Origin of the sequence: Pseudomonas sp. 2VD (genome assembly GCF_005503585.1) — a bacterium.
Lineage (GTDB): Bacteria > Pseudomonadota > Gammaproteobacteria > Pseudomonadales > Pseudomonadaceae > Pseudomonas > Pseudomonas aeruginosa.
In genome coordinates, this window is the sequence record NZ_SCND01000040.1 from 1 (window position 1) to 26,774 (window position 26,774).

At 68.3% G+C, this 26,774-nt stretch carries 24 protein-coding genes; 10 read left to right on the forward strand and 14 right to left on the reverse strand.

Annotation, left to right across the window (positions count from 1 at the left end):
* The 3 genes from FFS27_RS07110 to FFS27_RS07120 form a co-directional block, all read right to left on the reverse strand.
* The coding region (locus tag FFS27_RS07110; RefSeq protein ID WP_137951958.1) for a nucleotidyltransferase domain-containing protein at positions 1–317 on the reverse strand (317 nt) is incomplete at its 3' end.
* Positions 318–352: 35 nt separating this feature from the next.
* Complete coding sequence (locus FFS27_RS07115; RefSeq protein ID WP_021264519.1) at positions 353–1,294, reverse strand: class I SAM-dependent methyltransferase; 942 nt, start codon at positions 1,292–1,294, stop codon at positions 353–355.
* Positions 1,295–1,360: 66 nt separating this feature from the next.
* Positions 1,361–3,784: a DUF3772 domain-containing protein gene (locus tag FFS27_RS07120; RefSeq protein WP_034013884.1), complete on the reverse strand. Its 2,424-nt coding sequence runs from the start codon at positions 3,782–3,784 to the stop codon at positions 1,361–1,363.
* Positions 3,785–3,993: 209 nt separating this feature from the next.
* On the opposite strand from FFS27_RS07120, the gene aphA reads away from it, so the two are divergent.
* From aphA to FFS27_RS07140, 3 genes are all read left to right on the forward strand, one after another.
* Positions 3,994–5,034, forward strand: coding sequence for an acetylpolyamine amidohydrolase AphA (gene aphA / locus FFS27_RS07130; RefSeq protein ID WP_023101393.1), 1,041 nt, complete (start codon positions 3,994–3,996; stop codon positions 5,032–5,034).
* Positions 5,035–5,044: 10 nt separating this feature from the next.
* Positions 5,045–6,136, forward strand: coding sequence for an extracellular solute-binding protein (locus FFS27_RS07135; RefSeq protein WP_021264425.1), 1,092 nt, complete (start codon positions 5,045–5,047; stop codon positions 6,134–6,136).
* Positions 6,137–6,346: 210 nt separating this feature from the next.
* Positions 6,347–7,258, forward strand: coding sequence for a DMT family transporter (locus FFS27_RS07140; protein ID WP_021264426.1), 912 nt, complete (start codon positions 6,347–6,349; stop codon positions 7,256–7,258).
* Here the strand turns inward: FFS27_RS07140 and FFS27_RS07145 are convergent.
* Positions 7,218–8,411 carry an MFS transporter gene (locus FFS27_RS07145; RefSeq protein WP_023101392.1) on the reverse strand — a complete coding sequence of 398 codons (1,194 nt, stop codon included), beginning with the start codon at positions 8,409–8,411 and terminating at the stop codon, positions 7,218–7,220. The two genes, FFS27_RS07140 and FFS27_RS07145, sit on opposite strands and share 41 nt — an antisense overlap.
* A 104-nt stretch (positions 8,412–8,515) precedes the next feature.
* On the opposite strand from FFS27_RS07145, the gene ptrR reads away from it, so the two are divergent.
* Together ptrR and FFS27_RS33520 are read left to right on the forward strand one after the other, a co-directional pair.
* Positions 8,516–9,388 carry a putrescine utilization regulator PtrR gene (gene ptrR, locus FFS27_RS07150; protein ID WP_023101391.1) on the forward strand — a complete coding sequence of 291 codons (873 nt, stop codon included), beginning with the start codon at positions 8,516–8,518 and terminating at the stop codon, positions 9,386–9,388.
* Between the two features lie 154 nt (positions 9,389–9,542).
* The gene (locus FFS27_RS33520) at positions 9,543–9,677 is read left to right on the forward strand and encodes a PA1414 family protein (protein ID WP_003087006.1); all 135 of its coding nucleotides are present in this window, start codon (positions 9,543–9,545) and stop codon (positions 9,675–9,677) included.
* A gap of 59 nt (positions 9,678–9,736) precedes the next feature.
* Here FFS27_RS33520 and FFS27_RS07160 read toward each other — a convergent pair whose 3' ends face one another.
* The 7 genes from FFS27_RS07160 to speB all read right to left on the reverse strand — a co-directional run bounded on the left by FFS27_RS07160 (position 9,737) and on the right by speB (position 17,991).
* Positions 9,737–10,465 (reverse strand): MBL fold metallo-hydrolase, encoded by a 729-nt coding sequence (locus FFS27_RS07160; RefSeq protein ID WP_021264521.1) that lies wholly within the window; start codon positions 10,463–10,465, stop codon positions 9,737–9,739.
* A gap of 44 nt (positions 10,466–10,509) precedes the next feature.
* Positions 10,510–11,892 (reverse strand): FAD-binding oxidoreductase, encoded by a 1,383-nt coding sequence (locus FFS27_RS07165; protein WP_023101390.1) that lies wholly within the window; start codon positions 11,890–11,892, stop codon positions 10,510–10,512.
* Positions 11,893–11,905: 13 nt separating this feature from the next.
* A complete protein-coding gene (locus FFS27_RS07170; RefSeq protein ID WP_003122953.1) occupies positions 11,906–13,507 on the reverse strand; it encodes a 5-guanidino-2-oxopentanoate decarboxylase in 1,602 nt (533 codons plus the stop codon).
* Positions 13,508–13,582: 75 nt separating this feature from the next.
* A complete protein-coding gene (locus FFS27_RS07175; protein ID WP_003087011.1) occupies positions 13,583–14,974 on the reverse strand; it encodes a sodium:solute symporter in 1,392 nt (463 codons plus the stop codon).
* Positions 14,975–15,067: 93 nt separating this feature from the next.
* Complete coding sequence (locus tag FFS27_RS07180; protein WP_003087019.1) at positions 15,068–16,579, reverse strand: purine-cytosine permease family protein; 1,512 nt, start codon at positions 16,577–16,579, stop codon at positions 15,068–15,070.
* Positions 16,580–16,597: 18 nt separating this feature from the next.
* Entirely contained in the window at positions 16,598–17,017 is a 420-nt protein-coding gene (locus FFS27_RS07185) for a YybH family protein (protein WP_003109911.1), read from the reverse strand.
* 14 nt (positions 17,018–17,031) lie between these two features.
* The gene (gene speB / locus FFS27_RS07190) at positions 17,032–17,991 is read right to left on the reverse strand and encodes an agmatinase (RefSeq protein WP_021264523.1); all 960 of its coding nucleotides are present in this window, start codon (positions 17,989–17,991) and stop codon (positions 17,032–17,034) included.
* Positions 17,992–18,198: 207 nt separating this feature from the next.
* Between speB and FFS27_RS07195 the strand changes: the two genes are divergently transcribed.
* Entirely contained in the window at positions 18,199–19,092 is an 894-nt protein-coding gene (locus tag FFS27_RS07195) for a LysR family transcriptional regulator (protein WP_003087025.1), read from the forward strand.
* 3 nt (positions 19,093–19,095) lie between these two features.
* Here FFS27_RS07195 and bdlA read toward each other — a convergent pair whose 3' ends face one another.
* Positions 19,096–20,349 (reverse strand): biofilm dispersion protein BdlA, encoded by a 1,254-nt coding sequence (gene bdlA / locus FFS27_RS07200; RefSeq protein ID WP_073937407.1) that lies wholly within the window; start codon positions 20,347–20,349, stop codon positions 19,096–19,098.
* A 293-nt stretch (positions 20,350–20,642) separates the two neighbouring features.
* On the opposite strand from bdlA, the gene FFS27_RS07205 reads away from it, so the two are divergent.
* The gene (locus tag FFS27_RS07205; RefSeq protein WP_003087029.1) at positions 20,643–21,254 is read left to right on the forward strand and encodes a tRNA-uridine aminocarboxypropyltransferase; all 612 of its coding nucleotides are present in this window, start codon (positions 20,643–20,645) and stop codon (positions 21,252–21,254) included.
* On the opposite strand, the gene FFS27_RS07210 is transcribed toward FFS27_RS07205, so the two are convergent.
* On the reverse strand, positions 21,212–21,547 hold the full coding sequence (locus FFS27_RS07210) for a hypothetical protein (protein WP_003087031.1): 336 nt from the start codon (positions 21,545–21,547) through the stop codon (positions 21,212–21,214). The two genes, FFS27_RS07205 and FFS27_RS07210, sit on opposite strands and share 43 nt — an antisense overlap.
* A 196-nt stretch (positions 21,548–21,743) precedes the next feature.
* Between FFS27_RS07210 and FFS27_RS07215 the strand changes: the two genes are divergently transcribed.
* A complete protein-coding gene (locus FFS27_RS07215; RefSeq protein WP_073937406.1) occupies positions 21,744–23,360 on the forward strand; it encodes an ATP-binding cassette domain-containing protein in 1,617 nt (538 codons plus the stop codon).
* Here FFS27_RS07215 and FFS27_RS07220 read toward each other — a convergent pair.
* Positions 23,326–24,915, reverse strand: a complete 1,590-nt coding sequence (locus tag FFS27_RS07220; RefSeq protein WP_021265079.1) for a WD40 repeat domain-containing protein — start codon at positions 24,913–24,915, stop codon at positions 23,326–23,328. The genes FFS27_RS07215 and FFS27_RS07220 overlap by 35 nt on opposite strands.
* 260 nt (positions 24,916–25,175) lie before the next feature.
* Here FFS27_RS07220 and FFS27_RS07225 point away from each other — a divergent pair, with 260 nt between their 5' ends.
* Both FFS27_RS07225 and FFS27_RS07230 read left to right on the forward strand, forming a co-directional pair.
* Entirely contained in the window at positions 25,176–25,607 is a 432-nt protein-coding gene (locus FFS27_RS07225; RefSeq protein ID WP_003082981.1) for an acetyltransferase, read from the forward strand.
* A 164-nt stretch (positions 25,608–25,771) separates the two neighbouring features.
* The coding region (locus tag FFS27_RS07230; protein ID WP_171019186.1) for an HAD-IC family P-type ATPase at positions 25,772–26,774 on the forward strand (1,003 nt) is incomplete at its 3' end.

A 26,774-nucleotide genomic window follows, 5' to 3' on the forward strand; every position in this document is an offset into this window, starting at 1 on the left:
GCCTGGTCCAGGTGGCCGATATCGAAATCGATCTTGCTGACTTCCGGGTGGCGCGCCTGCAATGCCAGGCGCGCGGTTTCCAGTTGCGCGGCCAGTTCGGGGCTGGGCGGGTCGCGCAGGACCAGGGTCAGGTCGAGGTCGGAGCGCCCCGTGATGGCCTCGCCGCGGGCGACGCTGCCGTACAGGTAGACGCTGTGCACGGCCCGCTCGAACGGAGGCCGGGCCAGGGTCCGGCGCAGGTCGTCGAGCAGGGGGCGAAAGGCCGCCTGCGGTTCGACGCGTGGCGGCAGGGGAATGAAGCCATCGGGCATGTCCATGCCGACAGCCTAGTGACACGCCGCCCGCGCGTCGATCAGCCTGCGTTGCGGAACAGCAGCGCCTTGAGGCCCGCCGCGGGGTCGACATCGGGGAACTCCGGCGGATTCTCCAGGCGTTCGACGAAGTGCAGCGACGGCGCCTCGCGGGCGGTTTCCTCGAGGAGGAAGTCGGGGCCGATGGCCGGGTCGTTGATACAGGCCAGCAGGGTGCCGCCGGGCACCAGCAGTTCCGGCAGGCGGCGGAGGATCCTGCGGTAGTCCTGGGTCAGGACGAAGCTGCCCTTCTGGAAGCTCGGCGGATCGACGATCACCAGGTCGTACGTGCCGAGCTTGCGCAGCTTGCCCCAGGACTTGAACAGTTCGTGGCCGAGGAAGCTCACCCGGCCGAGGTCGTGGCCGTTCAGGCGGTGATTGTCGCGGCCGCGGTTGAGCGGGCCGCGGGCCATGTCCAGGTTGACCACCTGGCTGGCGCCGCCGGCAATGGCCGCCACCGAGAAGCCGCAGGTGTAGGCGAACAGGTTGAGCACGCGGCGGCCGGCGGCCTGCTCCTGCACCCAGCGGCGGCCCAGGCGCATGTCGAGGAATAGCCCGGTGTTCTGGTTGCGTCCCAGGTCGAGGCGGAAGCGCAGTCCGTTTTCCACGATGTCCCAGGTTTCCAGCGGCTCGCCCGACAGCCATTCGCAGGCGCTGTCTGGGCGGTAGCGGTGCTGCAGGACAAGGTGCCGGCCCTGGCTCGCAGCCCAGGCCGGCGCCGTGGTCAGTTGCCCCAGGGTCCGACGCAAGGCCTCCAGTTCCTCCGGCTGCGGCTCCTTGAACAGAGTCACCAGCAGGACGCCCTGCAGCCAGTCCGCGGTCAATTGTTCCAGGCCCGGCCAGCAGCGGCCGCGACCATGGAACAGACGGCGGGTCTCCGCCGGCGCCGGGGACAGCGCGGCGAGCAGGTGCTGGAGGAGGGTATCGAGGGCTTCGCGATTCATGGCGGTTCGGCGTTGAAAAAGGGGCGGATTCTACCCGTTGCGTGACGGACAGTCCGCCCCTTCGCTTCAATCGGGCGTCGCGGGCGCAGGCGCGGCGCTGGCCGGGCCGCCATCCTGGATCATCAGCAGGCTCTGCGGCGAGGACAGCGCGATGCCTTCGCTGCGCAAGCGGTCGAGGATGGTGAAGAGCAGGTCGCTGCGCGCGCCGGCCACCGAACGCGGGCTGTTGACGAAGCCGCTGGCGTTGAGCACCAGGCCGTTGCTGGCGAGATCCTTGAACGTCACCGAGGGCGCCGGCGCGTCGAGGATCGCCGGGTGTTCGGCGAAGGCCTGCAAGAGCAGTTCGCGGACCTTCATCGCGTCGGTGTCCAGCGGCAGGGTCAGGTTCACCCCGACCACCCCGAGGGCATTGCCCATGGTCACGTTGCGCACGGTCTGGGAGATGAACTGCGAGTTCGGCACGATCACCGTGGAGCGGTCGCCCATCTGGATCTCGGTGGCGCGCACGTTGATCCGCCGGATATCGCCCTCGACCCCGCCCAGGCTGACCCAGTCGCCGACCTTCACCGGCCGCTCGGTCAGCAGGATCAGGCCGGAAATGAAGTTCTGCACGATGGCCTGCAGGCCGAAGCCGATGCCTACCGAGAGGGCGCTGACCACCCAGGTCAGGCTGGTCAGGTTGATGCGCAGGGTGGACATCACCAGCATCGCCAGGAGCACGAAGCCGAGGTAGCCGACCAGGGTCACCAGCGAGGCGCGCATGCCGGCGTCCATGTTGGTTTCCGGCAGCAACCGCTCGCTCAGCCAGCGCTTGACGATGCGCAGGGCGAACAGGCCGCCGACGAACAGCAGCAGGGCGACCAGGATGTCCTGCGGGACGATGTTCAGGTTGCCCAGGGTCTTGCTGCTTTCGCCCAGTTGGGCGAAGCCCTGCAGCAGTTCGCTGGGGCTCGAGCCGACCGGAAGGAAGGCCAGCAGCAGCGCGGTGAGCAGCAGCAGGGTGCGGCCGACCCCGGCCAGCACCGTGCTGGCCTGGGCCTGGTGGCGCGGCGACAGGCCGAGCGCATTGGCCAGCGCCAGGCCGCTGGGGTGCTTGGGCGAGAGCAGGGTTTCGCAGATGTCGCCGAAGAAAGCGATCAGCAGGTAGGTGGTGGCCGCGATCACGCTGATCCACAGCAGCTTGCCGGTGAGGAAGTAGGCCAGCGACAGGTAGCCGGTGAACAGGGCGAGGAGGATCGCCGCGATCCATACCGAGGCGACGAAGGGGATCAGCCCGGCGATCCCGCCTGGCCGCTCCAGGTCGTGCTTGCGCCGCACATGGTGGTAGCGCAGCAGGGCGGCGGCGAAGATCAGCGCGGTGACCAGCGCGGTCAGGCCGTTGAGGGCGACGGTCAGGGCCAGGCTGGTGCCGGTGACGCTGTTGATCCGTTCCTCGGTGGCCACCAGCATCAGCGCCACTGCGAGGATCGCCGGGAACGGGCCGAGGGCGCTGGCGATCCTATCCGGGATCGCCGGCAGCCGCCAGGATGGTCGCGGCAGCATCAGCAGGGCGCGGCCGAGGCCGGCGATGAAGGCGCAGAAGGTCGCCAGGCTCACCAGTTGATCGGTCAGGCTGGCCATGTCGGGGCTCAGGCTGGCGTTGCTTTCCAGGCCCCAGCGCATCAGCGACACCGCGCCGACGATGGTCAGGATGGTCGCCAGCCCGACCGCCAGGGCCAGGGCGCTGCGCCGCAGGCGGCCTTCCGGCAGCCAGCGGATCATCGCCCAGGTAAGCATGCGCTCCAGCAGGCGGCGGCCGAAGCTCCAGATCAGCACGGTGGCCAGCAGGGTTCCGGCGAAGGCCCAGCGGTGTCCGGGCGCGATGGCGCTGTCGAAGGCGACCAGGGCCTCCGCCTTCAGCTTGTCCAGCCGGCGCAGGTCGTCGTCGGTGGGACGGATCAGGGTCGACCAGAAGCTCGGGCTGAACGGTGTCGCCGCGCGGCTGCTGATCTGCGAGTTGAACAGGCTGCGGCGCAGGTTGACGATCTGTGCTGCCAGGTCGCGGGACGACTGGCCGAGCTGGGTGGCCTGGCGTTCGTCGTCGAGCAGGACGTTCTTCTGCCGGGTCAGGGCCTGGCGCTGGGCGGCGAGGCTTTCCGCCTCGTCGGGCTGCGGCGGGCCGATCACTTTCAACTGATCGTCGAGCCGCTCGATGTCGGCCACCCGCAGCGCGAGCAGGGCGTCGGCCTGGCGCTGGACTTGCAGCGCGCTCTGGCGCAACTCGGCGAGGAGGTCGTCGCTGGCGTCAGTGGTGACGCGCTGGCGGATCAGGTCGAGTTGCGCGTTGAGCTGGTCGAGGCTGGCGTCCTCGGCCAGGGCGGGCGGCGCTTCCAGGTCGACGGCCGCCTGCGGAGCCGGCCTGGCGGCCCAGGCCTCGCTGCCCAGGCTCAGGAGCAGGCCCAGGGCCATGGCGAACTGGCAGAGCAACATATGCAGGCTGGCGCGCCTCATCGAATCCCCCTTTCGATCCTGACTGGCTCAAGCAGTATGGACCGGTGCGGGCGCCGAGTAATTCCCCGCGTCGATAATCGCCAGGCGGCGCTAAAGGGACATGGATTCTGGCCATATCGATCCCTTTTTGGCCGCCGCCGCCGTTTTGCCGCGACCGCGCGCTGGGCAGAATCCCTCCACCAAGAACAAGAAACCTGCGAGGTCTCTCCATGCTGAGCGTCTACAGCGACGATCATCGTCTGCACTTCGGCCAGTCGGAACTGGTCGACGGCAAGCTGCAACCCTGTTTCGAAATGCCCAGCCGGGCCGACACCGTGCTGGCCCGGGTGAAGTCGCAGAACCTTGGCGAGGTGATCGCGCCGAAGGATTTCGGCCGCGAGCCGCTGCTGCGCATCCACGACGCCGCCTACCTGGACTTCCTCCAGGGCGCCTGGGCCCGCTGGACCGCCGAAGGCCACAGCGGCGACCTGGTGTCCACCACCTTCCCCGGCCGCCGCCTGCGCCGCGACGGGCCGATCCCCACGGCGCTGATGGGCGAGCTGGGCTACTACAGCTTCGACACCGAGGCGCCGATCACCGCCGGCACCTGGCAGGCCATCTACAGCTCCGCCCAGGTCGCGCTGACCGCCCAGGAGCATATGCGCCAGGGCGCCCGCAACGCCTTCGCTCTCTGCCGTCCGCCGGGCCATCACGCCGGTGGCGACTTCATGGGCGGCTACTGCTTCCTCAACAATGCCGCCATCGCCACCCAGGCGTTCCTCGACCAGGGCGCCCGGCGCGTGGCGATCCTCGATGTCGACTATCACCATGGCAACGGCACCCAGGATATCTTCTACCGCCGCGACGACGTGCTGTTCGCCTCGATCCATGGCGATCCGCGGGTCGAATACCCGTACTTCCTCGGCTACGCCGACGAGCGCGGCGAAGGCGCCGGCGAGGGCTGCAACCACAACTATCCGCTGGCCCATGGCAGCGGCTGGGACCTCTGGTCGGCGGCGCTCGACGACGCCTGCGTGCGGATCGCCGGCTACGCCCCGGATGCCCTGGTGATTTCCCTTGGCGTGGACACCTACAAGGAAGACCCGATCTCCCAGTTCAAGCTGGATTCGCCGGACTACCTGCGGATGGGCGAGCGCATCGCCCGGCTGGGCCTGCCGACCCTGTTCATCATGGAAGGCGGCTATGCGGTGGAAGCCATCGGCATCAACGCGGTCAACGTGCTGCAGGGCTACGAAGGCGCGGCCCGCTGAGGAGCGAAGCATGCAATCGACTCGCAAGCTGCTGGCCGGCCTCGCGCTGGCCGTTTCCGCCGGGCTGGTCCAGGCCGCGCCGGAAGTACGGATCTACAACTGGTTCGACTACATCGCCCCGGACACCCTGAAGAACTTCCAGGCGCAGACCGGCATCGCGCCGAAGTACGACGTCTACGACAGCAACGAGGTGCTCGAGGCCAAGCTGCTGTCCGGGCATTCCGGCTACGACCTGGTGGTGCCCAGCGACAGCTTCCTGCCTAACTACCTGAAGGCCGAGGTGTTCCAGCCGCTGGACAAGAGCAAGCTGCCGAACTGGAAGAACCTCAACCCGGCCCTGCTCAAGGTGCTTGCCGGCAAGGACCCCGGCAACCGCTACGTGATGCCCTACATGTGGGGCACCAACGGCATCGCCTACAACCTCGACAAGGTCCGCGCGGTGCTCGGCGACGATGCGCCGCTGGACTCCTGGGACCTGGTGTTCAAGCCGGAGAACCTGGCGAAGCTGCAACAGTGCGGCGTGGCCTTCCTCGACTCGCCCACCGAGGTGATCCCCGAGGTGCTGCACTATCTCGGCCTGTCGCCCAACAGCCACCAACCGGAAGACTACCGCCGAGCCGAGGAGCACCTGGCGAAGCTGCGCCCGTACATCACCTACTTCAGTTCCTCGAAGTTCGTCAGCGACCTGGCCAACGGCAACGTCTGCGTGGCCATCGCCTGGTCCGGCGGAGCGATGCAGGCGGCCAACCGGGCCAGGGAAGCGAAGAACGGCATACGCATCGAGTACCGCATTCCGAAGGAGGGCGCCGCGGCCTGGTTCGACGTGCTGGCGATTCCGCGCGACGCGAAGAACGTCGAGCAGGCGCACGCCTTCCTCAACTACCTGCTGCGCCCGGAGGTGGTGGCGCCGATCTCCGACTACGTGGCCTACGCCAACCCGAACAAGGCGGCGGACGGTTTGATCTCGGCGGAGTTGCGCGACAATCCGAACGTCTACCCGCCGGAAGAAGTGCAGGCCAGGCTGTATTCGGTGGAGATGCTGCCGCCGAAGCTGGAGCGGCTGCGCACGCGGACCTGGAGCAAGATCAAGACCGGCAAGTGAGCGGCCAGATGGCGGGTTCGCAGGACGCATAGCGCCACAGGCGCTATGCGTCACGCCCCGCAGGCCAGGCGAGCGGGCCGGAACTGCCGTGCACGACCCGCTGGAGGTCGCTTCCAGGCTTCGACCGGGCGCGCCGGCTTGTCCATAATGGCGCTGCCCGACGGTCGCCGCTGGCGGCCGCTTCCTTCCATGCCTGCCTGTGAGTCCGCCATGCGTAAGTCCGCCGATGCCTTCGCCTTCCAGACGATGCTGTTGCTCTGCGTGATCTGGGGCATCCAGCAGGTGACCATCAAGTGGGCGGCGACGGACATCGCGCCGGTGATGCAGGCGGCCATCCGTTCCGGCATCGCCGCCGCCCTGGTCGGCCTGCTGATGTGCTGGCGCGGCGGCTGGGAGGGCTTGCGCCAGGGCACCCTGGGCGCCGGCCTGCTGACCGGCACGCTGTTCGCCCTGGAGTTCCTGTTCATCGCCCTCGGCCTGCAATACACCACGGCTTCGCACATGTCGGTGTTCCTCTATACCGCGCCGATCTTCTCTGCCCTCGGGCTGCACTTCCTGCTTCCCAGCGAACGCCTGCGGCCCTTGCAGTGGCTGGGCGTGGCGGTGTGCTTCGGCGGCATAGCGGTGGCCTTCGGCGGAGGCCTGTCGTGGGCGGAAATGGATGGGTGGATGCTGCTCGGCGACGCTTTCGGCCTGCTCGCCGGGATGTCCTGGGGCGCGACCACGGTGGCAGTGCGCGGCACCCGGCTGTCCGAGGCACCGCCAAGCCTGACGCTGTTCTACCAGTTGTTCGTGGCATGCGCCGGGTTATTGCTGATCGCTCTTTGCAGCGGCCAGTTCGGCGAGGTCCGCTGGACCCCGGTGAGCACCGCCAGCGTGCTGTTCCAGGGCGTGGTGGTGTCGTTCGCCAGCTACTTCTGCTGGTTCTGGCTGCTGCGTCGCTACCTGGCGAACAACCTGGCGATCTTCTCCTTCATGACCCCCCTGTTCGGCGTCACCTTCGGCGTATTGCTGCTGGGCGAGCCGCTCAGCCTGAACTTCGTCGCCGGCGCGGCGCTGGTCCTCGCCGGCATCACCCTGGTCAGCGGCGAGCAGTGGCTGCGACGCCTGCTGCGCCGCTGAGCGACTGCGGCCGGCGCAACAGCAGGCCGGCGAAGACCAGGCCGAGCCCGGCGAGCGCCAGCGCCGGTTGCAGGCCGCCGGCGAAATGCGTGCTGAGCGCCGCCAGCAGCGGGCCGAGCAACTGGCCGAGGGCGAAACCGGTGGTCAGTTGGCCGGCGTTGCGCTGCGGCGTATGCGGCGCCAGTTCGCGGGCGTATTGCATCACCAGTTGCATGCCGGCGAGGAACGGCAGGCCGGTCAGCACTACCCCCAGGGCCAGCCCGCCGATCCCTGGCAGCAGGCAGGCGAGCACGCCGAGGGCCTGTAGCCAGAGCGCGCCGACCAGCCAGCGGCGGGTCCCGTCCGGGCGCTGCCGGCGCAGGCTGATCAGCACCACCCCGGTAGCCGAGGCCAGGCCGAAGCAGGGCCAGAACAGATCGGCCTGCCATTGCCCGTGGAAACGCGCCGCGGCCATCTGCGAGAGAAAGGTGGCCGGAATGATGTAGCCGAGGCCGACCAGTCCGTAGGCCCAGGTCAGGCGGCCGAGGCCGGCGTTCTCGCCTGCCGTGGCAGGCGCGTCTTGGCCGGCGCTGCGTGCGGCCGGGCGCGGCAGCAGCGGCAGGAGCATGAGGACCAGGACCAGCGCGAGGTCGGCGAAGAGCTTCCAGATGAACACCGAGTCCTGGCCCAGGGCGTTGCCCAATGCCGCCAGCAGGCCGGTGACCATCACCCCGATGCCGGGGCCGGCGAACACCAGCGCGCCCAGCCGGGCCCGGCCGCTTTCCGCGGCGAGGCGCTGGCTGAGGGCGGTGACCATGATCAGGACCCAGGCGCTGGCCACGCCAAGACCGAAGCGCAGCAGCGCGTGCGGCCAGAAGCCCTCGGCCCAGACCGAGGCCAGGGTCAGGCCGAAGCAGGCCCATAGCCCGACCAGCAGGCGCAAGCGTGCCTGCCGCGCTTCGCGAGCGAACAGCGCGTCCAGCGCGCCGACCAGGTAGCCGAGGTAGTTGGCGGCGGCCAGCAGACCGGCGCCGGTCAGGTCGAGCTGGCCTTCGCGGATCAGGTGCGGCAGTTGCGGGGTCAGGGAGAAGCGCCCGACCCCCATGGCGACCACCAGCGCTAGCAGGCAGGCGAGCAGGCCGACCAGCGGCGAACGAAGAAAATCACGGGACATGAGCGGATTCCTGCCGGGGGATGAATGGCAGCAGGTTAGGTCTTGCGGCGATTCTGTAAAAATGAATAATCGTGAATTACTTGTTCTGTTTTGGAGAATTGATCGTGGAGTTCGGCCAGTTGAGGATCTTCCATGCGGTCGCCGAGGAGGGCTCCATCGCCCGCGCCGCCGAGCGCCTGCACCGGGTGCCGTCGAACCTGTCGACGCGCCTGCGGCAACTGGAGGAACAGCTTGGCGTCGACCTGTTCCTCCGCGAACGCCAGCGCCTGCAACTGTCGCCGGCCGGCAAGGTCCTGCTGGACTACGCCGCGCGGCTGTTCGCCCTGCAGGAGGAGGCGCGCGCGGCGGTGCAGGGGGGCGAACCGGTGGGCGATTTCGCCCTCGGCTCGATGTACAGCACCGCGGCGATCCATCTGCCGCCGCGCCTGGCGGAATACCACCGGCGCTATCCGGCGGTGAACCTGCAATTGCAGACCGCGCCCAGCGGCGAGCTGGTCGAGTCGCTGCTGGGCGGGCGCCTGGATGCCGTGCTGGTGGACGGCCCGCTGGACTTCGACGGCCTGGAGGGCCTGCCGATGTTCGAGGAGCGCATGGTGCTGGTCACCGAGAATGGCCACCCGCCGGTGCGCGGTCCCGAGGACGTGGCCGGCAGCGCGGTGATCGCCTTCCGCCCGCGCTGCTCCTATCGCCTGCTGCTGGAGTCCTGGTTCGCCAGCGCGCGGGTGAGCATGGGCCGGGTGATGGAGATCGAGTCCTACCACAGCATGCTGGCCTGCGTGGTGGCCGGCGGCGGGGTGGCGCTGATGCCGGTGTCGATGCTGCAAAGCCTGCCGGGGCGGGAGTCGGTGGCGGTGCATGCGCTGGCCGAACCGTTCGCCCGGGCGAGTACCTGGCTGGTCTGGCGCAAGGGCATGGTCGGCGCCAACCTGAAGGCCTGGATCGGTCTTCTGCAAGGGCGGGAATCGGCGTTGGCTTGATTCAGGTCAGGGTCCGGGGCCGGTTTCCCGCAGTAAAGTTGTTTCCAAGGACGGAGTGGAACGTGCGGAGAGTGGGACGCCGGTCTACTCTTTCCTAGGGCGACCTGACTTGTCAGGTCGCCCGATTCTCCTTCCCTTGGACAAGGGGCCTGTCATGAAACTCTGGCTGCAAAACCTGGCGTGGCAACTCGGTGTCGCCCTTGGCCTGATCGAGCCCCCGCGCATGCAACCCATCCCGGTGGAAAACGACGAGCAACGCCGGCGCCTCGCCGCGCGGCAACGTCGCTGAGCCGGTTCCCCGACGCTCTGGCCTCCGCCTGCGGCGCTGGCCAGAGTCCCGGTTTTGGCCTATCGATCGTGGTTCCTGAACCAGGCGACGATCATTTCCCGCAAACGCTCCCCGGAAAAGCTCGCGAAATGCCCGCCGTGTACGGTACGCACCGGTAGTTCGCGCAGGCGCGCGAGGCTGGCGGCATAGTCGTCGAGGTTGGAATGATAGGCGTCCTCGACCAGCGGACCGTCGTAGACGATGTCGCCGGAAAACAGCGTCTGTGTCGCTGCTTCCCACAGGCTGATGCCGCCCGGCGAGTGCCCGGGCGTGTGCAGCACCTGCAGCACGCGGTCGCCGAGATCGAGCACGTCGCCTTCGTCGATCAGTCGGGTCGCCGGCGCTGCTCGCACCCGGTATTCGGCGTAGCACAGCGGGCACTCCGGATGCGCCTCGAACATCTCGTCGCCGACATAGGCGCGCGCCAGGGTGTTGTCGCCGTCCGGCGCGGCGAGGATCTCCGCCTCGGCCGGATGCGCCAGGCGCTCGGCGAATTCGTGGTGGCCGGCGATATGGTCGAAGTGGGTGTGGCTGGCCACCGCCAGCAGCGGTCGTTCGGTGAGCCAGGGCAGTTGCTCGCGCAGGCTGACCAGACCGGAGCCGCTGTCCACCAGCACGTCGCGCTCGCGGCCCTGGACATGCCAGATGTTGCAGCGATAGAAGGGGCGCACGTAGGGCTCGTGGATCAGGCTGATACCGTTGTAGAAGTGCCGGGTTTCGAACCAGCGGTCGCGGCTGACGATTCTCATCGCGGTCTCTGTCGGTGGAAAGGCTATCCCAGGAGGATAGGCGTTCAGGGTATGACCTTGCCCGGGTTGAACAGCCCGCTGGGGTCGAGCAGTTCCTTGATCTGCGCCATCAGCGCGAGCTTCAGCGGATCGGCGTAGCGTCCCAGGGCTTCCTTCTTCTCCAGGCCGATGCCGTGCTCGGCGGAGATCACGCCAGCGCATTCGCCCAACTCGCCGTAGAGGATTTCCTCCACCGCCTGGTGCAGCGGCAGCAGCGGGATGTCGGCGGCGAGCATGACGTGCAGGTTGCCGTCGAGGAAATGGCCGAAGAGGAAGACCCGCATGCCCTCCACCAGGTCGTCCAGGCGCCGCCGGATGCGCTCGACGTAGCCGGCCAGGGCCGGCACCGGCAGCGATACGTCGAAGGACAGGCTGTCGACGCCGGCGTGGATGGCCGCGTCGGAGTCTTCGCGCAGGCGCCAGATGGCCAGGCGCTGGGTTTCGTTGGCGGCGAGCAGGGCGTCTTCCACCAGCCCGTCCTCGAAGCAGCCTTCCAGCAGGGCGGTGAGCGCCTCGCCGGCATCCAGGTGGCGGTCCTCGGCCAGTTCCACCAGCAGGTAGAGAGGGCAGGGCACCAGGCTCGGCGCGCTGTCGCCCATGGGCGCGGCGGTGCATTGCAGGTAGTCGTGCCAGAGGATCTCGCAGGCGAACAGGCGTTCGGCGTGCTCGCGGCGCAGGCGCGCGGCGATGGCGATCGCCGCGTCGACGTCGGGCAGGCCGAGCAGGGCGGTGGCGCCGGGACGCTGCAACGGCTCCAGGCGCAGTACCGCACGGGTGACGATGCCGAGGGTGCCTTCGGCGCCGACGAACAACTGCTTGAGGTCGTAGCCGGTGGTGTTCTTCAGCAGCCCGCGCAGGTCGCTGTAGACGCTGCCGTCGGCGAGTACCGCTTCCAGGCCGAGCACGCGCTGGCGCATGGTGCCGAAGCGGAAGGCGCGGATGCCGCCGGCGTTGGTCGCGACCAGCCCGCCGACGCTGGCGCTGCCGCGCGCGGCGAGATCGATGCCGGGGTCGAGTCCGGCCTCGGCGGCCAGCGCCTGGGCCTGTTCGAGGGTGACGCCGGCGTCGAGGTCGAGGGTCTGGCTGGCCGCATCCAGCCGGTGTATGCGGTTCAGCCTGCGCAGCGAGAGCAGCACGTCGCCGGCTTGCGCGGCGCCGCCGCCGACCAGGCCGGTGAGTCCGCCCTGGGGCACCAGGGCGCGTCCCGCCTGGCGGCACAGACGCACCACGGCAGCGACCTGGTCGGTGCTTTCCGGCAGGACCAGGAAGCTTCCGGCGAGGTTCTGCGGATGGTAGCCGGGGTCCTGCCCGGCGAGCGCGGCACTGTCGCGCACGCCACGGGCGCCGAGGATCTCGCAGAGGGAGCGGTAGAGTTCGGAATCGTCCATGGCGGGCTCCGGGTCAGGGATGGAAGGGCGCGGCTTGCAGCACCTCGACGATCAGCGGACGGTCCGCCGGGGCGCCGCGCAGCAGTTCGCGCAGGTGCTCGAGATCGCGCGCGCGTTCGGCGGCGCAGCCGAAGCCGCGGGCGATGGCGAGGAAGTCCGGAGTGTAGATATCGACCCCGAGCGGAGTGATCTCGCGCCGCTCCATGTAGCGCTTGATCTCGCCATAGCCGTGGTTGTTCCATAGCAGCACGACGATGCCGACCTTGGCTTCCACCGCGCTGGCCAGTTCCGGCAGGGTGAACTGCAGGCCGCCGTCGCCCATCAGGCTGACCACCGGGCGTCCCGGCTCGCCGAGCTTGGCGCCGATGGCGGCGGGCAGGCCATAGCCGAGGGTGCCGTAGCCGGTGGAGGCGTTGAACCAGCGGCGCGGCTCATCGAGATCGACCAGGTGGTTGCCGCTGTAGACGGTCTGGGTCGAGTCGCCGACGAAGCGGGCGTCCGGCCACTCGGCGAGGATCGCGGCGAACAGCTGGCGATAGTGCGACCAGCCGGCGAAGTCTTCGGCCAGGCGCTGGCGCACGGCGGCGGCGCGCCGGGCCCCGGGGCTGTCCGGCGAGGCCTCGCCGCCCGGCAGTTCGGCCAGCAGCACGCGCATGGCCAGCCGGGCGTCGCTGTGGATGGCCAGGCTAGGCGTGTAGTTGCGCATCAGTTGCTGCGGGTCGATGTCGATGCGGATCAACTCGCCATCGAGGGCGAAGCCGCCGTCGAACACCACGTCGTAGTCGGTTTCGCCCAGCTCGGTGCCGATGGCCAGCACCACGTCGGCCTCGGCGGCCAGCTCGCGTACCGGCACGCAGGACTGGTTGCTGCCCAACAGCAGCGGGTGGTCGGCCGGCAGCAGGCCCTTGGCGTTGATCGTCAGGGCAGTCGGCGCGTCCAGCGCGGCGGCCAGGGCACGCGCTTCGGCGGCGGCCTCGACGCAGCCGCCGCCGAGCAGCAGCAGTGGCTTCTTCGCGTTGCGCAGGCGCGCCGCGGCCTCGCGCAAGGGCGCGAGGGCCGGCGCCGGGCGGCTGGCGACGGTGCGCGGGCGCAGGGCCAGGTGTTCGGCGGGAGCGGTGATCACGTCGAGCGGCAGCTCGATGTGCACCGGCCGCGGCCGCTCGCTGTCGAACACGGCGAAGGCGCGGGCGAGCACCGCCGGCAGCTCCTCGGCGCTCATCAGGGTATGGCTGAAGGCGCAGACGTTGCCTACCAGGTTGCGCTGGTTCGGCAGCTCGTGCAGGTAGCCGTTGCCGTGGGCCAGGCGCGCGCGTTCGTTGACGCTGGAGATCACCAGCATCGGAATCGAGTCGGCGTAGGCCTGGGCCATGGCGGTGAGGATGTTGGTCATCCCCGGGCCGGTGATGATGAAGCACACGCCGGGCTTGCCGGTGACCCGTGCGTAGCCGTCCGCCATGAAGCCGGCGCCCTGCTCGTGGCGCGGGGTGACATGGCGGATACGGCTGCCGGGCAGGCCGCGGTAGAGTTCTACGGTATGTACGCCGGGGATGCCGAAGACGGTCTCGACGCCCCAGGCTTCGAGTTGCTTGACGAGGAATTCGCCGCAGGTGGTCATGGCCGTTCCTTTTTCATGTTCTCGGGAATGGAAAAGGCGAGGGAAAGTCCCTCGCCTGTCGGGGTTGTGCCTGGTTCAGGCGGCGCTGGCGACACCCGTCGGGCGCCGCGAGAACAGGCTGACCAGGACGAAGCTGAGCAGGCCGACCGCCAGGCTGTAGTAGATCGGCGTATTGGCGTCGAGGCCGTCCTTGATCATGAACACCAGCACGGTAAGGAAGCCCAGGGTCATGCTGGTGATGGCGCCGGCGGTGCTGGCGCGCTTCCAGTAGATCGCGCCGATCAGCGGGATCAGCATGCCACCTACCAGCAGGTTGTAGGCCACGGTCAGGGCGCTGATCACGTCGCTGACCACCAGGGCGATGCCGAGCACTACCAGGCCCAGCAGCAGGGTGGCGATGCGGTTCTCGTGCACGTCGCCGTTGTCGGACTGGCCGCGGCCGCGGCGCAGGCGCGGCAGCAGGTCCTGGGTGACGGTGGTGGACGCCGCCAGCAGGCCGGCGCTGGCGGTGGACATCAGCGCCGCCAGGGCGGCGGCGATGACCAGGCCGCGGATGCCGTTCGGCAGGCTGTGCTCGACCACGCTGGCGAAGGCGTTGTTGACGTTCTCCAGGTCCGGCAGCAGGACCTTGGCGGCCATCCCGATCAGCGCCCCGGCCATGCCGTAGAGCACGCAGTAGATACCGGCGGCGGAGCCGGCGACCTTGGCCACGGTCTCGCTGCGGGCGGTGAACACCCGCTGCCAGATGTCCTGGCCGATGAAGATGCCGAAGAAGTAGATCAGGAAGTAGGTGACGATGGTGTCCCAGCCGATCGCGGTGAAGTCGAAGTAGCTGGCCGGCAGCTTGGCCACCAGGGCGTCCCAGCCGCCGGCGTCGTTGATCGACAGCGGCATCAGCAGGAACACCAGGCCGACGGTCATGATCAGGAACTGCACGATGTCGGTCAGGGTCAGCGACCACATGCCGCCGATGGTGGAGTAGAGCACCACGACGCCGCCGCCGATCAGGATCGAGACCCAGAACGGCAGGCCGAACAGGACCTGCATGACGGTGCCGATGGCGATGGTCGAGGTGGCGCCGATCATCAGTGCGTAGACCAGCATGATCAGGGCGCTGGCGTGGCGCGCGGCGGGGTTGTAGCGACGCTCCAGGACCTGGGTGACGGTGTAGATCTTCAGCTTCAGCAGCGGCTTGGCCAGGAACAGGCTGAGGCCGACGATGCCGAGGCCGATCGCGCCGCACAGCCAGAAGCCGGAGATGCCATGGACGTAGCCCAGGCGCACGGTGCCGATGGTGGAGGCGCCGCCGAGGACGGTGGCGGCCATGGTTCCCAGGTAGAAGCCGGGGCCGAGGTTGCGGCCCGCCACCAGGTAGTCGTCGCGGGTCTTGGCGCGGCGCATGCCGTACCAGCCCAGCGCGATCATGCCCGCGGCGTAGATCAGAACGACGAATATGTCGAGGGCCATATCAGGTCTCCCAAGTTTCTCATTGTCATTGTTGTATCCGGCGAGGCGCCGGAAGCGCGGGACGCTGGCGTCCCGCCGTGTATGTACCCCGCCTCAGGCGGTGGCTATCGCAGGGGCCCTCCGCGTGCCGTGCGCGCGCACCCAGCGCGGTCCTTGCGGGCCGTAGACGCAAGGCGGTTCCGGGAACAGGCGCAGCAGTGCCAGGTAGAGCAGGGCGGCCAGGCCGAGGGCGACCGGCAGGCTGAGGTCGATGCCGCCGGCCAGTTCGCCGAGCGGACCGACGAATTGCCCCGGCAGGTTGACGAAGGCCAGGCCGGCTGCCGCGCTGGGAATCCAGGCGCCCATTCCGCGCCAGTTCCAGCCGTGCTCGAACCAGTAGGCGCCGCCGCGCTGGCCGCGGGTGAACACTTGCAGGTCGTCCGGGCGGTAGAAGCCGCGACGGGTCAGCAGGCCGATCAGCATGATCACCATCCACGGGGTGGTGCAGGTGACGATCAGCACGGCGAAGGTGGAGACGCTCTGCACCAGGTTGAAGGCGAAGCGGCCGACGAAGATGAAGCCGATCGAGGCGACTCCGATCAGCACCGTGGCCTGCACCCGCGAGAGCAGGCGCGGGAACACGCTGGACATGTCCAGCCCGGTGCCGTACAGCGAAGTGGTGCCGGTGGACATGCCGCCGATCACCGCGATCAGGCATACCGGCAGGAAGAACCAGCCGGGAGCGATGGCCAGCAGGCCGCCGACGTAGTTGTTGGCGGCGATGTAGTCCGGCGCGCGGACGGCGACGATGGTCGCGGTGGCGAGGCCGAACAGGAAGGGAACCAGGGTCGCCAGTTGCGCGCCGATCACCGCCAGCATGATCCGTGCCTGCGAGGTCTGGCGGGGGATGTAGCGGGCCCAGTCGCCCAGGAAGGCGCCGAAGGAGATCGGGTTGCTCATGGCCAGCAGGGTGGCGCCGATGAAGGCAGCCCAGAAGCCCGGCTGGCCGAGCTGCACGCTGCCGGCGTAGGCGGCGTCGAAGGGGCCGGCGAAGGCGAACAGGCCGAGCAGGAACAGCAGGCTGGCGGCCCACACGGCGATCCTGTTGACCAGCAGCATGAAGCGGAAGCCGTAGATGCATACGGTCAGCACCAGCACGGCGAACAGGCCGTAGGCCAGGCCCAGGTTCAGTTCGCTCTCTTCCAGGCCGACCAGGCGCCGGGCGCCGCCGACCAGGGCGTCGCCGGAACTCCATACCGAGAGCGAGAAGAAGGCGATGGCGGTCAGCAGCGAGAGGAAGGAGCCGACGATGCGCCCGTGCACGCCGAAGTGTGCGCCGGAGGAGACCGCGTTGTTGGTGCCGTTGAGCGGGCCGAACAGGCCCATCGGGGCGAGGATCAGCGCGCCCAGCGTGACGCCCAGCAGGATCGCCCACAGCCCGGCCTGGAAGGACAGCCCGAAGAGCACCGGAAAGCTGCCGAGCACGGCGGTGGCGAAGGTATTGGCGCCGCCGAAGATCATGCGGAACAGATCGACCGGCGTGGCGTTGCGTTCGTGGTCGGGAATCTGTTCGACCCCGAAGGTTTCGATGCGTGTGATTGCGTGTTGGTTATTGTTGTTATCCATGACGTTCTCCCGGGAGAGCTAGCTAGTCGATGGCAGGTACTCCGGCATCGCCGACAAGTGCTCATGGCAGGCCAGCCAACGGCCTTCTTGTTGTTCTAGGCGGAACAGGATGGTTTCCCGTTCCCGGTTCAGGCTTTCCGTTCCCTGGAGGCGCAGCCGGGTGGCGACGTCGTGGCTGAAGATCGCCAGGTCGCCTTGCAGGCTGACGCAGGTATTGCTGGATTCGCACGCCAGCACTTCGAAGCCGTCCTCGCGTCGCCAGCGCTCCCACAACTCGCGGTAGGCCGCGCGCGAGCGCAGCGGCTGAGGCCAGTTGTGGAAGATGAAGCTGGCGTCCTCGCTGAAGGCGGCGAAATAGGCCTCGGCATCGTTGCGGGCGAAGGCCGCCACCAGTCGGCGGGCGGCCTCCAGCACCTGTTCGACGCGGTCGTCGGTCATGGTCGCGCTACGGCTCAGCGACGCACCACGCCCGGGAGGACGCAGAGCATTTCATAGAGCAGGTTGGCGCCCAGCAACGAAGTGTTGCCGGTGGTGTCGTAAGGCGGCGAGACTTCGACCAGGTCGCAGCCGACCAGGTCCAGGCCCTGGCAGCCACGGATGATTTCCATCGCCTGGATGGTGGTCAGGCCGCCGATTTCCGGGGTGCCGGTGCCGGGCGCCCAGGCCGGGTCGATGCCGTCGATGTCGAAGCTCAGGTAGACGGGGCCGCCGCCGACCTTCTCGCGGACCTCGGCCATCAGCGGCTCCAGCGACTTGTGCCAGCACTCTTCGGCCTGCACCACGCGGAAGCCCTGCTTGCGGCTCCAGTTGAAGTCCTCGGCGGTGTAGCCCTGGGCGCGCAGGCCGATCTGCACCACGCGGTCGCAATCCAGCAGGTCTTCTTCCACCGCGCGGCGGAAGGTGGTGCCGTGGGCGATCTTCTCGCCGAACATGTGGTCGTTGACGTCGGCGTGGGCGTCGACGTGGACCAGGCCGACCTTGCCGTGCTTCTTCTTGATCGCGCGGAGGATCGGCAGGGTGATGGTGTGGTCGCCGCCGAGGGTCAGCGGGAGGATGCCGTGACCGAGGATGCGGTCGTATTCCTGCTCGATGATGCGCACGGCTTCCAGCAGGTTGAAGGTGTTGATCGCGACGTCGCCGATGTCCGCCACGTTCAGCGAGTCGAAGGGGGCGGCGCCGGTGGCCATGTTGTAGGGACGGATCATCACCGATTCGGCGCGGATCTCGCGGGGGCCGAAGCGGGTACCGGAGCGCAGCGAGGTGCCGATGTCGAGGGGCACGCCGACGAAGGCGGCATCGAGGGCGTCGAGTTCGGCGGGGGACTGGACATGGGGCAGGCGCATCATGGTGGCGATGCCGCCGAAGCGGGGCATTTCATTGCCGCCCAGGGGCTGGTGGAGATTCTTGTCCACGGGGTGGCCTCACGGTCGTTGTGGTTGTTTTAGGGGTCGGACGGATTCTCTTCACAGCCGGTAGCGAGTCAAATCGCTGGCTACAAATAATCAGTTCAGAGATTTCTAAACTAATGGCGAAGCGGCTAGACTTCGCCGCCGAGCCCGGACGGCGGCCTTTGCCTCGGCCCGCAGTCCGAAATCCTCGCCCCGCAAACCGGAGTCGCCGTGTCCAACGCCTTGCCCGACCTGCGCCTGTTGCGCATCTTCGCCGCGGTGGTGCGCCACCAGGGCTTCGCCGCCGCCCAGCAGGAGTTGAACCTGTCGACCTCGGCGATCAGCACCTACATGAGCCAACTGGAGAACCAGCTCGGCATCGTGCTCTGCCACCGTGGCCGCGGCGGCTTCAGCCTGACCAGCAAGGGCGAGCTGTTCCACCAGGAGACCCTGCGCATCCTCGGCGAACTGGAAGGCTTCGGACGCTACGCGCTGGCGTTGAAGGGCGAGCTGCGCGGCACCCTGAACCTCGGTGTGCTCGATTCCACGGTGAGCGACCCGGCGCTGCCGCTGGCCGAGGTGATCGGCGCCTTCAGCCGCGAACACCCGGCGGTGCACCTGCACCTGCTGGTGCAGAGCCCCTACGAACTGCAACTGAGCGTGCTGGAGAACCGCCAGGACCTGGCCATCGGCGCCTTTTCCAGCCGCATGAACGGACTGGTCTACCAGCCGCTGTACCGCGAACAGCACTGGCTGTACTGCAGCGACCGGCATCCGCTGTTCGACGGGCGGAGGATTCCCGCCGACCTGATCACCCAGCAACGCATGGTCGGCCGCGGCTACTGGAGCCAGGCCGAGCTGGCCCGGCACGGCTTCAAGCACAGCGCGGGGACGGTGGAGAGCATGGAGGCGCAACTGATCCTGATCCTGTCCGGCGGCTACATCGGCTACCTGCCGGAGCACTACGCCCACCCGTGGGTCGAGCAGGGCCGTCTGCGCGCCCTGCTGCCGGCGACCTTCGGCTACCAGGCGCCATTCTCCCTGATCCTCCGCCGCGGCCGCTCGCGCGAGCCGCTGATCCAGGCCTTCCGCGACCAGTTGCGGACGCAGATGAGCCTGGCCTGAGCCCTAGAGATCGGCGTTGAGGGTGCGCGAGAACTGCTGCACCGCCTCCACCACCTTGTGCGTGCTCTCGCGGATGCCGAGGATCGCCGTGCCGGCCTCGTTGGCCAGCTCCACGCCGCGCCGCGCCTGTTCCTGGCTGTGCTGCATGTCGTCGATGACGCTGCGGGTGCCGGTCTGGATGCGACCGATCATGTCGGCGATCTCCTTGGTCGACTTGCTGGTGCGCTCCGCCAGTTGCCGCACCTCGTCGGCCACCACGGCGAAGCCGCGACCCTGGTCGCCGGCGCGGGCGGCCTCGATGGCGGCATTGAGGGCGAGCAGGTTGGTCTGCTCGGCGATCTCGCGGATGGTGTTGACGATCGAGGTGATCTGTTGCGAGTGCTGCGACAGTTCGCCGATGTTCAGCGAGGAAGCATCCAGGGTATTCGCGATCTTGAGCATTTCCTCCACCGCGCTCTGGATGATCAGCGCGCCGTGTTCGGCGACGGTGCGGGTCTCGGTGGACAGGGTATGGGCCTGGTGGGCGTTGTCCGCCTCGGCCTGGTAGCGGCGCATGCGGTCGCTGACGTCGCTGGCGAACTTGACCACCTTGAACAGCTTGCCGTCGGCGTCGTAGACCGGGTTGTAGCTGGCTTCCAGCCAGACCGGCTGGCCGTTGCGGTGGACCCGGCGGAACTGCCCGGTGACGTACTCGCCGCGATTCAGGCGGCGCCAGAGGTCGGCGTACTGCGGGCCGTCGCGGTAGCCCGGTTCGCAGAACTGACGGTGGTTGGCGCTGGCCAGCTCGGCTCGGCCATAGCCCATGGTGGCGAGGAAGTTGTCGTTGGCCGCGAGGACATTGCCGTCGAGGTCGAGCTCGATCATCGCCATCGAGCGGGACAGGGCATCCAGCTTGCTCTGCATCTCGTGTTCCTGGTGGACGATGGCATCGATGTCGCTGGCGTACTTGACCACCTTGAGCAGTCGACCCTGCCCGTCGCGTACGGGGTTGTAGGTGGCTTCCAGCCAGAGTGGCCGGCCCTCGCGGGTAATGCGCTTGCAGCGGCCGGAAAAGTGTTCGCCGCGCCGCAGGCGTTCCCAGAAGCGCCGGTAGTCTTCCGATTGCGCGTAGGCGCCGTCGCAAAGCTGGCGATGCGGTTTGCCGAGGATCTCGTCGCGGCGGTAGCCCAGCAGGGTCAGGAAATTCTCATTGGCATCGGTGATGTTGCCGTCGGGGTCGAACTCCACGCGCGCCATGGAGCGGTCCAGCGCTGCCATGTGCAGGCGCTCGGCGGCGAGTTGCTGTTGCAAGTCGGCGTTCATCTGTCGGTACTTGCGAGTGAACATGAGAAACATCCTTGGATAGAGAGGGGCTCATCCCAGTCTTCGGCGCGGACGGACGGGAGTTGAGAGGGCGGGACGATTGTATTTTTTCATCGAACGACAAAAATTCGTCGCTATTCTTAATGGGTGAAGAAAGTTGCTGCCATTCGTCGGAAATATGACGTTTTTGCGAGCGAGAGAATGCCTCTCCGCCTGTGGCACACTGGGCCCCTTCCAGGAGTCGTCCCATGTCACGTATCCGCTGCGAGCGTTGCGCTCGCCCCGCCAGCCACTGCCTCTGCGCATTGATTCCCTCCTTGCCGTCGCGTACGCGGGTGCTGGTCCTGCAGCACCCCAGCGAGGTCGGGCACGCGCTGAATACCGCAGGGTTGGCCGTGCTCGGCTTGCGCAATGCGGAATTGCGGGTCGGCGAGCGTTTCGCCGAGGAGACCTGGCGAGTGCCGGGCTACCGGGCCTGCCTGCTGTTTCCCGGCGAGCAGGCGCGAGCGCTGGCGGGGATGGCCGCCGAGGCCGCCGGCGAGCCCCTCCTGCTGGTGGTGCCGGACGGCACCTGGCGCAAGGCGCGCAAGCTGCTGCACCTGAACCCGGCCCTGGCGGCCCTGCCGCGGGTGAGCCTGGCCGAAGGCATGGCGTCGCGTTATCGCCTGCGCAAGGCGCCGGGAGAGGGCGCGCTGTCGACCATCGAGGCAATCGCCGCGGCGCTCGACGAACTGGAGGCGCCGCGTACCCACGAAGCCCTGCTGAAGCCATTCGATGCCCTGATCGAGGGGCAGATCGCGGCGATGGGGGAGGATACCTACCGGCGCAACCATCTCAACCAGGAGCGCCGCCGCCGATAGCGGTCGAGCAGTTCCGGGATCGCCGTTTCGCGCCAGAACTCCGGGCTGACCATGCCGCTGGACATGCCGCCGTGGGCGTGGCGCGCGAGGTAGATCAGGGCATCGTATTCCAGCGGATGGCCGCTGAGGCGCTCGAAGGTCTCGCCGAGCAGGCGTTCCAGGGCCGCGGCGGAGGCCGGCCAGGGCGCGTCCGCCAGTTGCCCGGCCATTTCCTGCCAGAGGTAGGGGTCGCCACGGCCGCCCCAGCGCGAGGGTTCCCGTTCGAAGAGTTCGGCGATGCGCAGTCTGGCCATGTCGGTCGGTCGTGTCTGTCGAAAGCGAAAAGTATGCCCGATTGGCGGGACCGCATGGGCGGAGTAGACTGCCGCGGTCTTTCCTTCCTTACGAGGTGTTCGTCCGATGCGCACTTGATGCTGCCGTGTCCGCACGGCCGGTTTTCCGTCCCTGGCCCGAGGGCCCGGGGGAATGCATGGCATCAAGGGGGTATCCATGACGAATACGTCGACCCTGACGCTCGATGGCGTCTCTTTCCAGCTGCCGGACGGCAGCCTTCTGTTTTCCGATCTCGACGAAACCTTCGACACCCGGCACACCGGGCTGGTGGGACGCAACGGCGTCGGCAAGTCGCTGCTCGCGCGCCTGCTCGCCGGACACTTGCAGCCGTCCAGCGGCAGCGTCCGGCGCCAGGGGCGCGTGCGCTACCTGGCGCAGCAGCTCGATCCGGCCGAGTATCCGACCGTCGCCGACCTGGCTGGCGTCCGCCCATGGCTGGAGGCGCTGGCGCGGATCGAGGCGGGTAGCCTCGACGACGCCGACTACGAATGCCTGGGCGAGCGCTGGGACATCCGCCAACGCCTGGCCGACGCCCTGGCCGCCGAGGGGCTCGGCCATCTCCGCGCGGATACCCCGAGCGAACGCCTGAGCGGCGGCGAATGCATGCGCGTAGCGCTGCTCGGCGCATTCCTCGACGACGCCGACTTCCTCATCCTCGACGAACCGAGCAACCCTCTCGACGGGCCGGCGCGCGCCTTGTTGCGGGCGCGGCTGGCGGCCTGGGACGGCGGCCTGCTGCTGGTCAGCCATGACCGCGAACTGCTCGAGGGCATGCAGCGGATCGTCGAGCTGTCGACCCTCGGCCTGCGCAGCTATGGCGGCGGCTATTCCTTCTACGCGCAGAGCCGGGAGGAGGCGCGCGAGGCCGCCGAGCGCCGCCTGGACCAGCGTCGTCTGGAGCGCAAGCGGCAGACCCTGGCCATGCGCGAACAGCAGCAGCGCCAGGAGCGGCGCCAGGCCAGCGGCCGGCGCGAAGGCAAGACGGCGAACCAGGCGAAGATCCTGCTCGGTGGGTTCAGGGAACGTAGCGAGGTCAGCGCCGGCAAGCTGCGCAATGCCCACCAGGCGGAGCGCGAGCGCCTCGACCGCGAGGTGCGCGAGGCTGCCCGGGAGGTCGAGGAGGCGTCGCCGCTGCTGCTCGATTCGCCCGATGCCGAACTGGCGGCGCAGCGCCGGATCGTCGAGTTGAAGGGCGCGGTCCTGCCGCATCTGCGCGGGCCGTTGCGCGAAATCGACCTGCTCCTGAGCGGTCCGCGACGGCTGGCGCTGGTCGGCCCGAACGGCAGCGGCAAGTCGACCCTGCTGCGGCTGCTGGCCGGGCAACGGGCGCCGCTGGCGGGAACCTGCGCGGTGACGGTGGGCGCCGCCTATCTCGACCAGCGGCTGAGCGTGCTGGACCACGGGCGAGGCGTGCTGGAGCAGTTGCTGGAGGTCAATCGCAGTCGCGGCGAAAGCTGGCTGCGCACGCGCCTGGCGCAACTCGGCTTGCCGGCCGAACGGCTCGCCCAGCCGTGCGCGACGCTGAGCGGCGGCGAACGCCTGAAGGCGGCCCTGGCCCTGGTGCTCTACGCCGACCGGCCGGCGCAGTTGCTACTGCTCGACGAACCGGACAACCACCTCGACCTGGCTGCGCGGCAGGCCCTGGAAAGCATGCTCGGGCAGTACCGTGGGGCCTTGCTGGTGGTGTCCCACGACCCGGTGTTTCTCCGCCACCTGGCGCTGGAGGGCGAACTGCGGGCTACTGCCACGGGTTGGCGCCTGGAGGACCGATGAGCTGGCCATCCGCCGCGACCTGCAGGAGCCTGACTCCGCCGTGGCTGAAACCGATGGCGAGGAGTTTGTCGCTGACTGCCAGGCACAGCGGTATGGCGTCTGCCGTGCGGTAGCGCCAGCGACATTCGCCGCTGGCGAGGTCGCGTACCTCGACCTGACCATCGACCAGCGCCAGTGCGATCCATTGTCCGCCGGGCAACGGCGCGAAGGCGCTGACCTGGGCGGACAGGGTGGCGCCCCAGAGCGTGCCGCGGCTCTCCAGGTCGTAGCAGGTCAGGCGCTGGGTACCGTAGGCGTGATGCGGCGAGTTGTAGACCTTGGCGTTGAGCAGCAGGCGATTGCCCAGCAGGCAGCCGTGCAGGTTGTTGAAGTGCTCCGGGTGGCGCTCCAGGCGTAGCACTTCGCGGGTCTTGAAGGTCTGCGGGTCGAGGCGGAACAGGCCTTTGTCCTGGTGCTGCTCCGGCGGATTGCCGGCCAGGTAGAAGAAGGCTTCGCCACGGTCGATGCGCAGATGGTGGTTGAACAGGTCGTAGTGTCCGAGACGGCGCCTGTGGACGATCCGGCCGGCCGGGTCGAGCACGAGGTCTTCCAGGTCTTTGCCCTCGAGGGCGATCTGGCGGGCGAGAAAACCGCCTTGGGCGGATTGCGCCAGCAGATGGCGGCAGTCGCTCAGGAGCAGCGGTTGTCCCGGCGTTAGCGGCACCTTGAACAGTCGCTGGGCGGCATACCCGAGTTGCAGATTGACCAGCAGGCTGTCGTCGGTGGCGTTATGGAAGACCTGCAGGCACTGGCCCCGTTCGGCCAGTTCGAAGCTGCGCAGGCTGTCGTCGGCCAGATTCCAGAGCTCGAGCCGGGGGCTGGCGCGGGCGATGGCCAGGCGTTGTCCGTCGAGAAAGCACAGGTCCCATACCGGTGGACGATGCAGGAACCGCCGATCTTTGCCCAGGGCGAGGTTTTCCAGGATCGGCAGCGCTGCTTCGCGTTGTGTCGAGGCAGGGTAGAGGGCCCAGTCGAAGGGCAGGCGGGTGCCGGGCAGGTCGTCCAGCACCAGTGGGGCGTCGACCGGAAAGGCTAGCGAATGGCGCTGGCGGAACAACGGTCGGTCCTCCAGGTCGTCGCTGGGGGCGACGGTGAAGGCCAGGCGCCGGCCGTCGTCCTCGAAGTCGCAGGCGAGCACTTCGCGGTTGTCGGCGAGCAGCGATTGGATCTTGCCGCTCGCGTAGTCCCAGGCCAGCAGACCGCCTTCGAAGAAGGCGCCGCCGTCGTAGCGTCCGCCGCCGATCACCAGTACGGGCCGGCTCGGGTGCCAGGCGATGGCGTTGAGCGGAAAGCCCAGGTCCGGCAGGACGGCGATGCATTCGAGGTCGCCGCCGCGGTACAGGCGCAGGCTCTGTTCGTAGACGTCGAGCTGTCGGCCCGGGTGTTGCCCATGAAAGGCGCTGGCCACCGCGAGGAGTGCGCCGCCGGGAGCCTGAAACACGGCGTAGGGCTCGCCGATGTCGGCGAAGGCGCAAGCGGGCAGCCTGCGGCCGGAAGGAAGCGGGGAGCTGGGCATGGGCGATACCGGGAGAATAGAGTCGGGCGCAGTGTCGTTCATTCGTCGTTTCGGGAAAAGCATGAGAAGCGCGGCTGTTCCGACCGGTCGTTTTCTTCTAGGATGGCGCTCCCTTCCTCCCTCGTCGCCGCCGCTGTGCACCGTCCATGCGTTGATTCGCGCCACGGGCATCCAGGCGACGAACCTCAGCGTGGCGCCCGGCCTGGCGGTCGCGGCTGCCTTTCGTTCTACCTGGAATCTTTCGGATAAAGGAATCCAGCATGCACATTCGCAAGCGCGTCGACGCCGACAACACGGCATTGGTCGACCTGTGGGAACGTTCCGTCCGCGCGACCCACGACTTTCTCAGTGAAGCGGACATCGTCGAGCTTTACCCACAGGTCCGCGACCTGTACCTGCCGGCCGTCGAGGTCTGGGTGCTGGTCGACGACGACGGCGTGGCCCAGGGCTTCATTGGCCTGAACCAGGCGCATGTCGAGATGCTCTTCGTCGAACCCGGGCTGCGCGGCCGGGGTATCGGCCGACGCCTGCTCGATCATGCGCGGGCGACCTGGCCGCGCCTGAGCGTCGATGTCAACGAGCAGAACCCGCAGGCCTGCGGTTTCTATCGACATTATGGGTTCCGCCAGACCGGCCGCTCCGCGACCGACTCGGCGGGGCGGCCGTTCCCGCTGCTGCACATGAGCCTGTAGGAGGGCGCGGCACCTCGCCCTGTGGAGCGAGGTGCGCGCAACATCCGGAAAAGTTTTCCCCGGCCAGATGCTTTCAACTGCAAGCATCCGTTTGAGACAGGTCAAACGTTGCGGCGCAGGCCTGCCCGATAGTTCTGCTCATCAGAACGAGGCGCAGGAATCCCATGAACGGCATCCCACCCCTGTCTTCCCGCGACGCCCATGCCAGCCCGCCGCAACGGGTGCTGGAACGATTGCACAGCTCCGCCTCCGGCCTGGACGCGGACGAGGCCGCCCGCCGCCTGGCGGCGCACGGCTACAACCGGTTGCCCGCGCCGAAACGCCAGGGGCCGCTGCTGCGCTTGCTGCGGCAGTTCCACAACGTCCTGCTGTACATGATGCTGTTCGCCTCGCTGGTCACCGCGCTGCTCGGCTTCTGGGTGGACAGTGCGGTAATCCTCCTGGCGGTGGTGGTCAACGCGCTGATCGGTTTCGTCCAGGAGGGCAAGGCGGCCAACGCGCTGGACGCCATCCGCGACATGCTTTCGCTGCATGCCCTGGTCCTGCGCGACGGCCAGCGCCAGGCGCTGGACGCTGAACGCCTGGTACCGGGCGACGTGGTGCTGCTGGCCTCCGGCGACCGGGTGCCGGCCGACCTGCGGCTGTTCGAAACGAAGAACTTCCATGTCGACGAGTCGGCCCTGACCGGTGAGTCGGTGCCGGTGGAGAAGGGCTGCGTCGCGGTGGCCATCGACGCGCTGCTCGGCGACCGCCGTTGCATGGCCTATTCCGGCACCCTGGTGACCAGCGGCCAGGCGCGCGGAGTGGTGGTCGCCACCGCCGGGGATACCGAACTGGGCCGGATCGGTACGCTGTTGCGCGAAGTCCGCACCCTGGCCACTCCGCTGCTGCGACAGATCGCCAGCTTCAGTCGCTGGCTGGCCCTGGCGATCCTGCTGCTGGCCGGCGCCACTTTCGTCCTCGGCACCCTCTGGCAGGGCCAGCCGATGGTGGACATGTTCATGCTGGTGGTGGCGCTGACCGCCTCGGCGATTCCCGAGGGACTGCCGGCGATCATGACGGTGATCCTCGCCCTCGGCGTACAGCGCATGGCCCGGCGCAACGCCATCGTCAGCCGCCTGCCGGCGGTGACGATACGCTGCACGGTCATCTCGTTGCGGGTCAGGG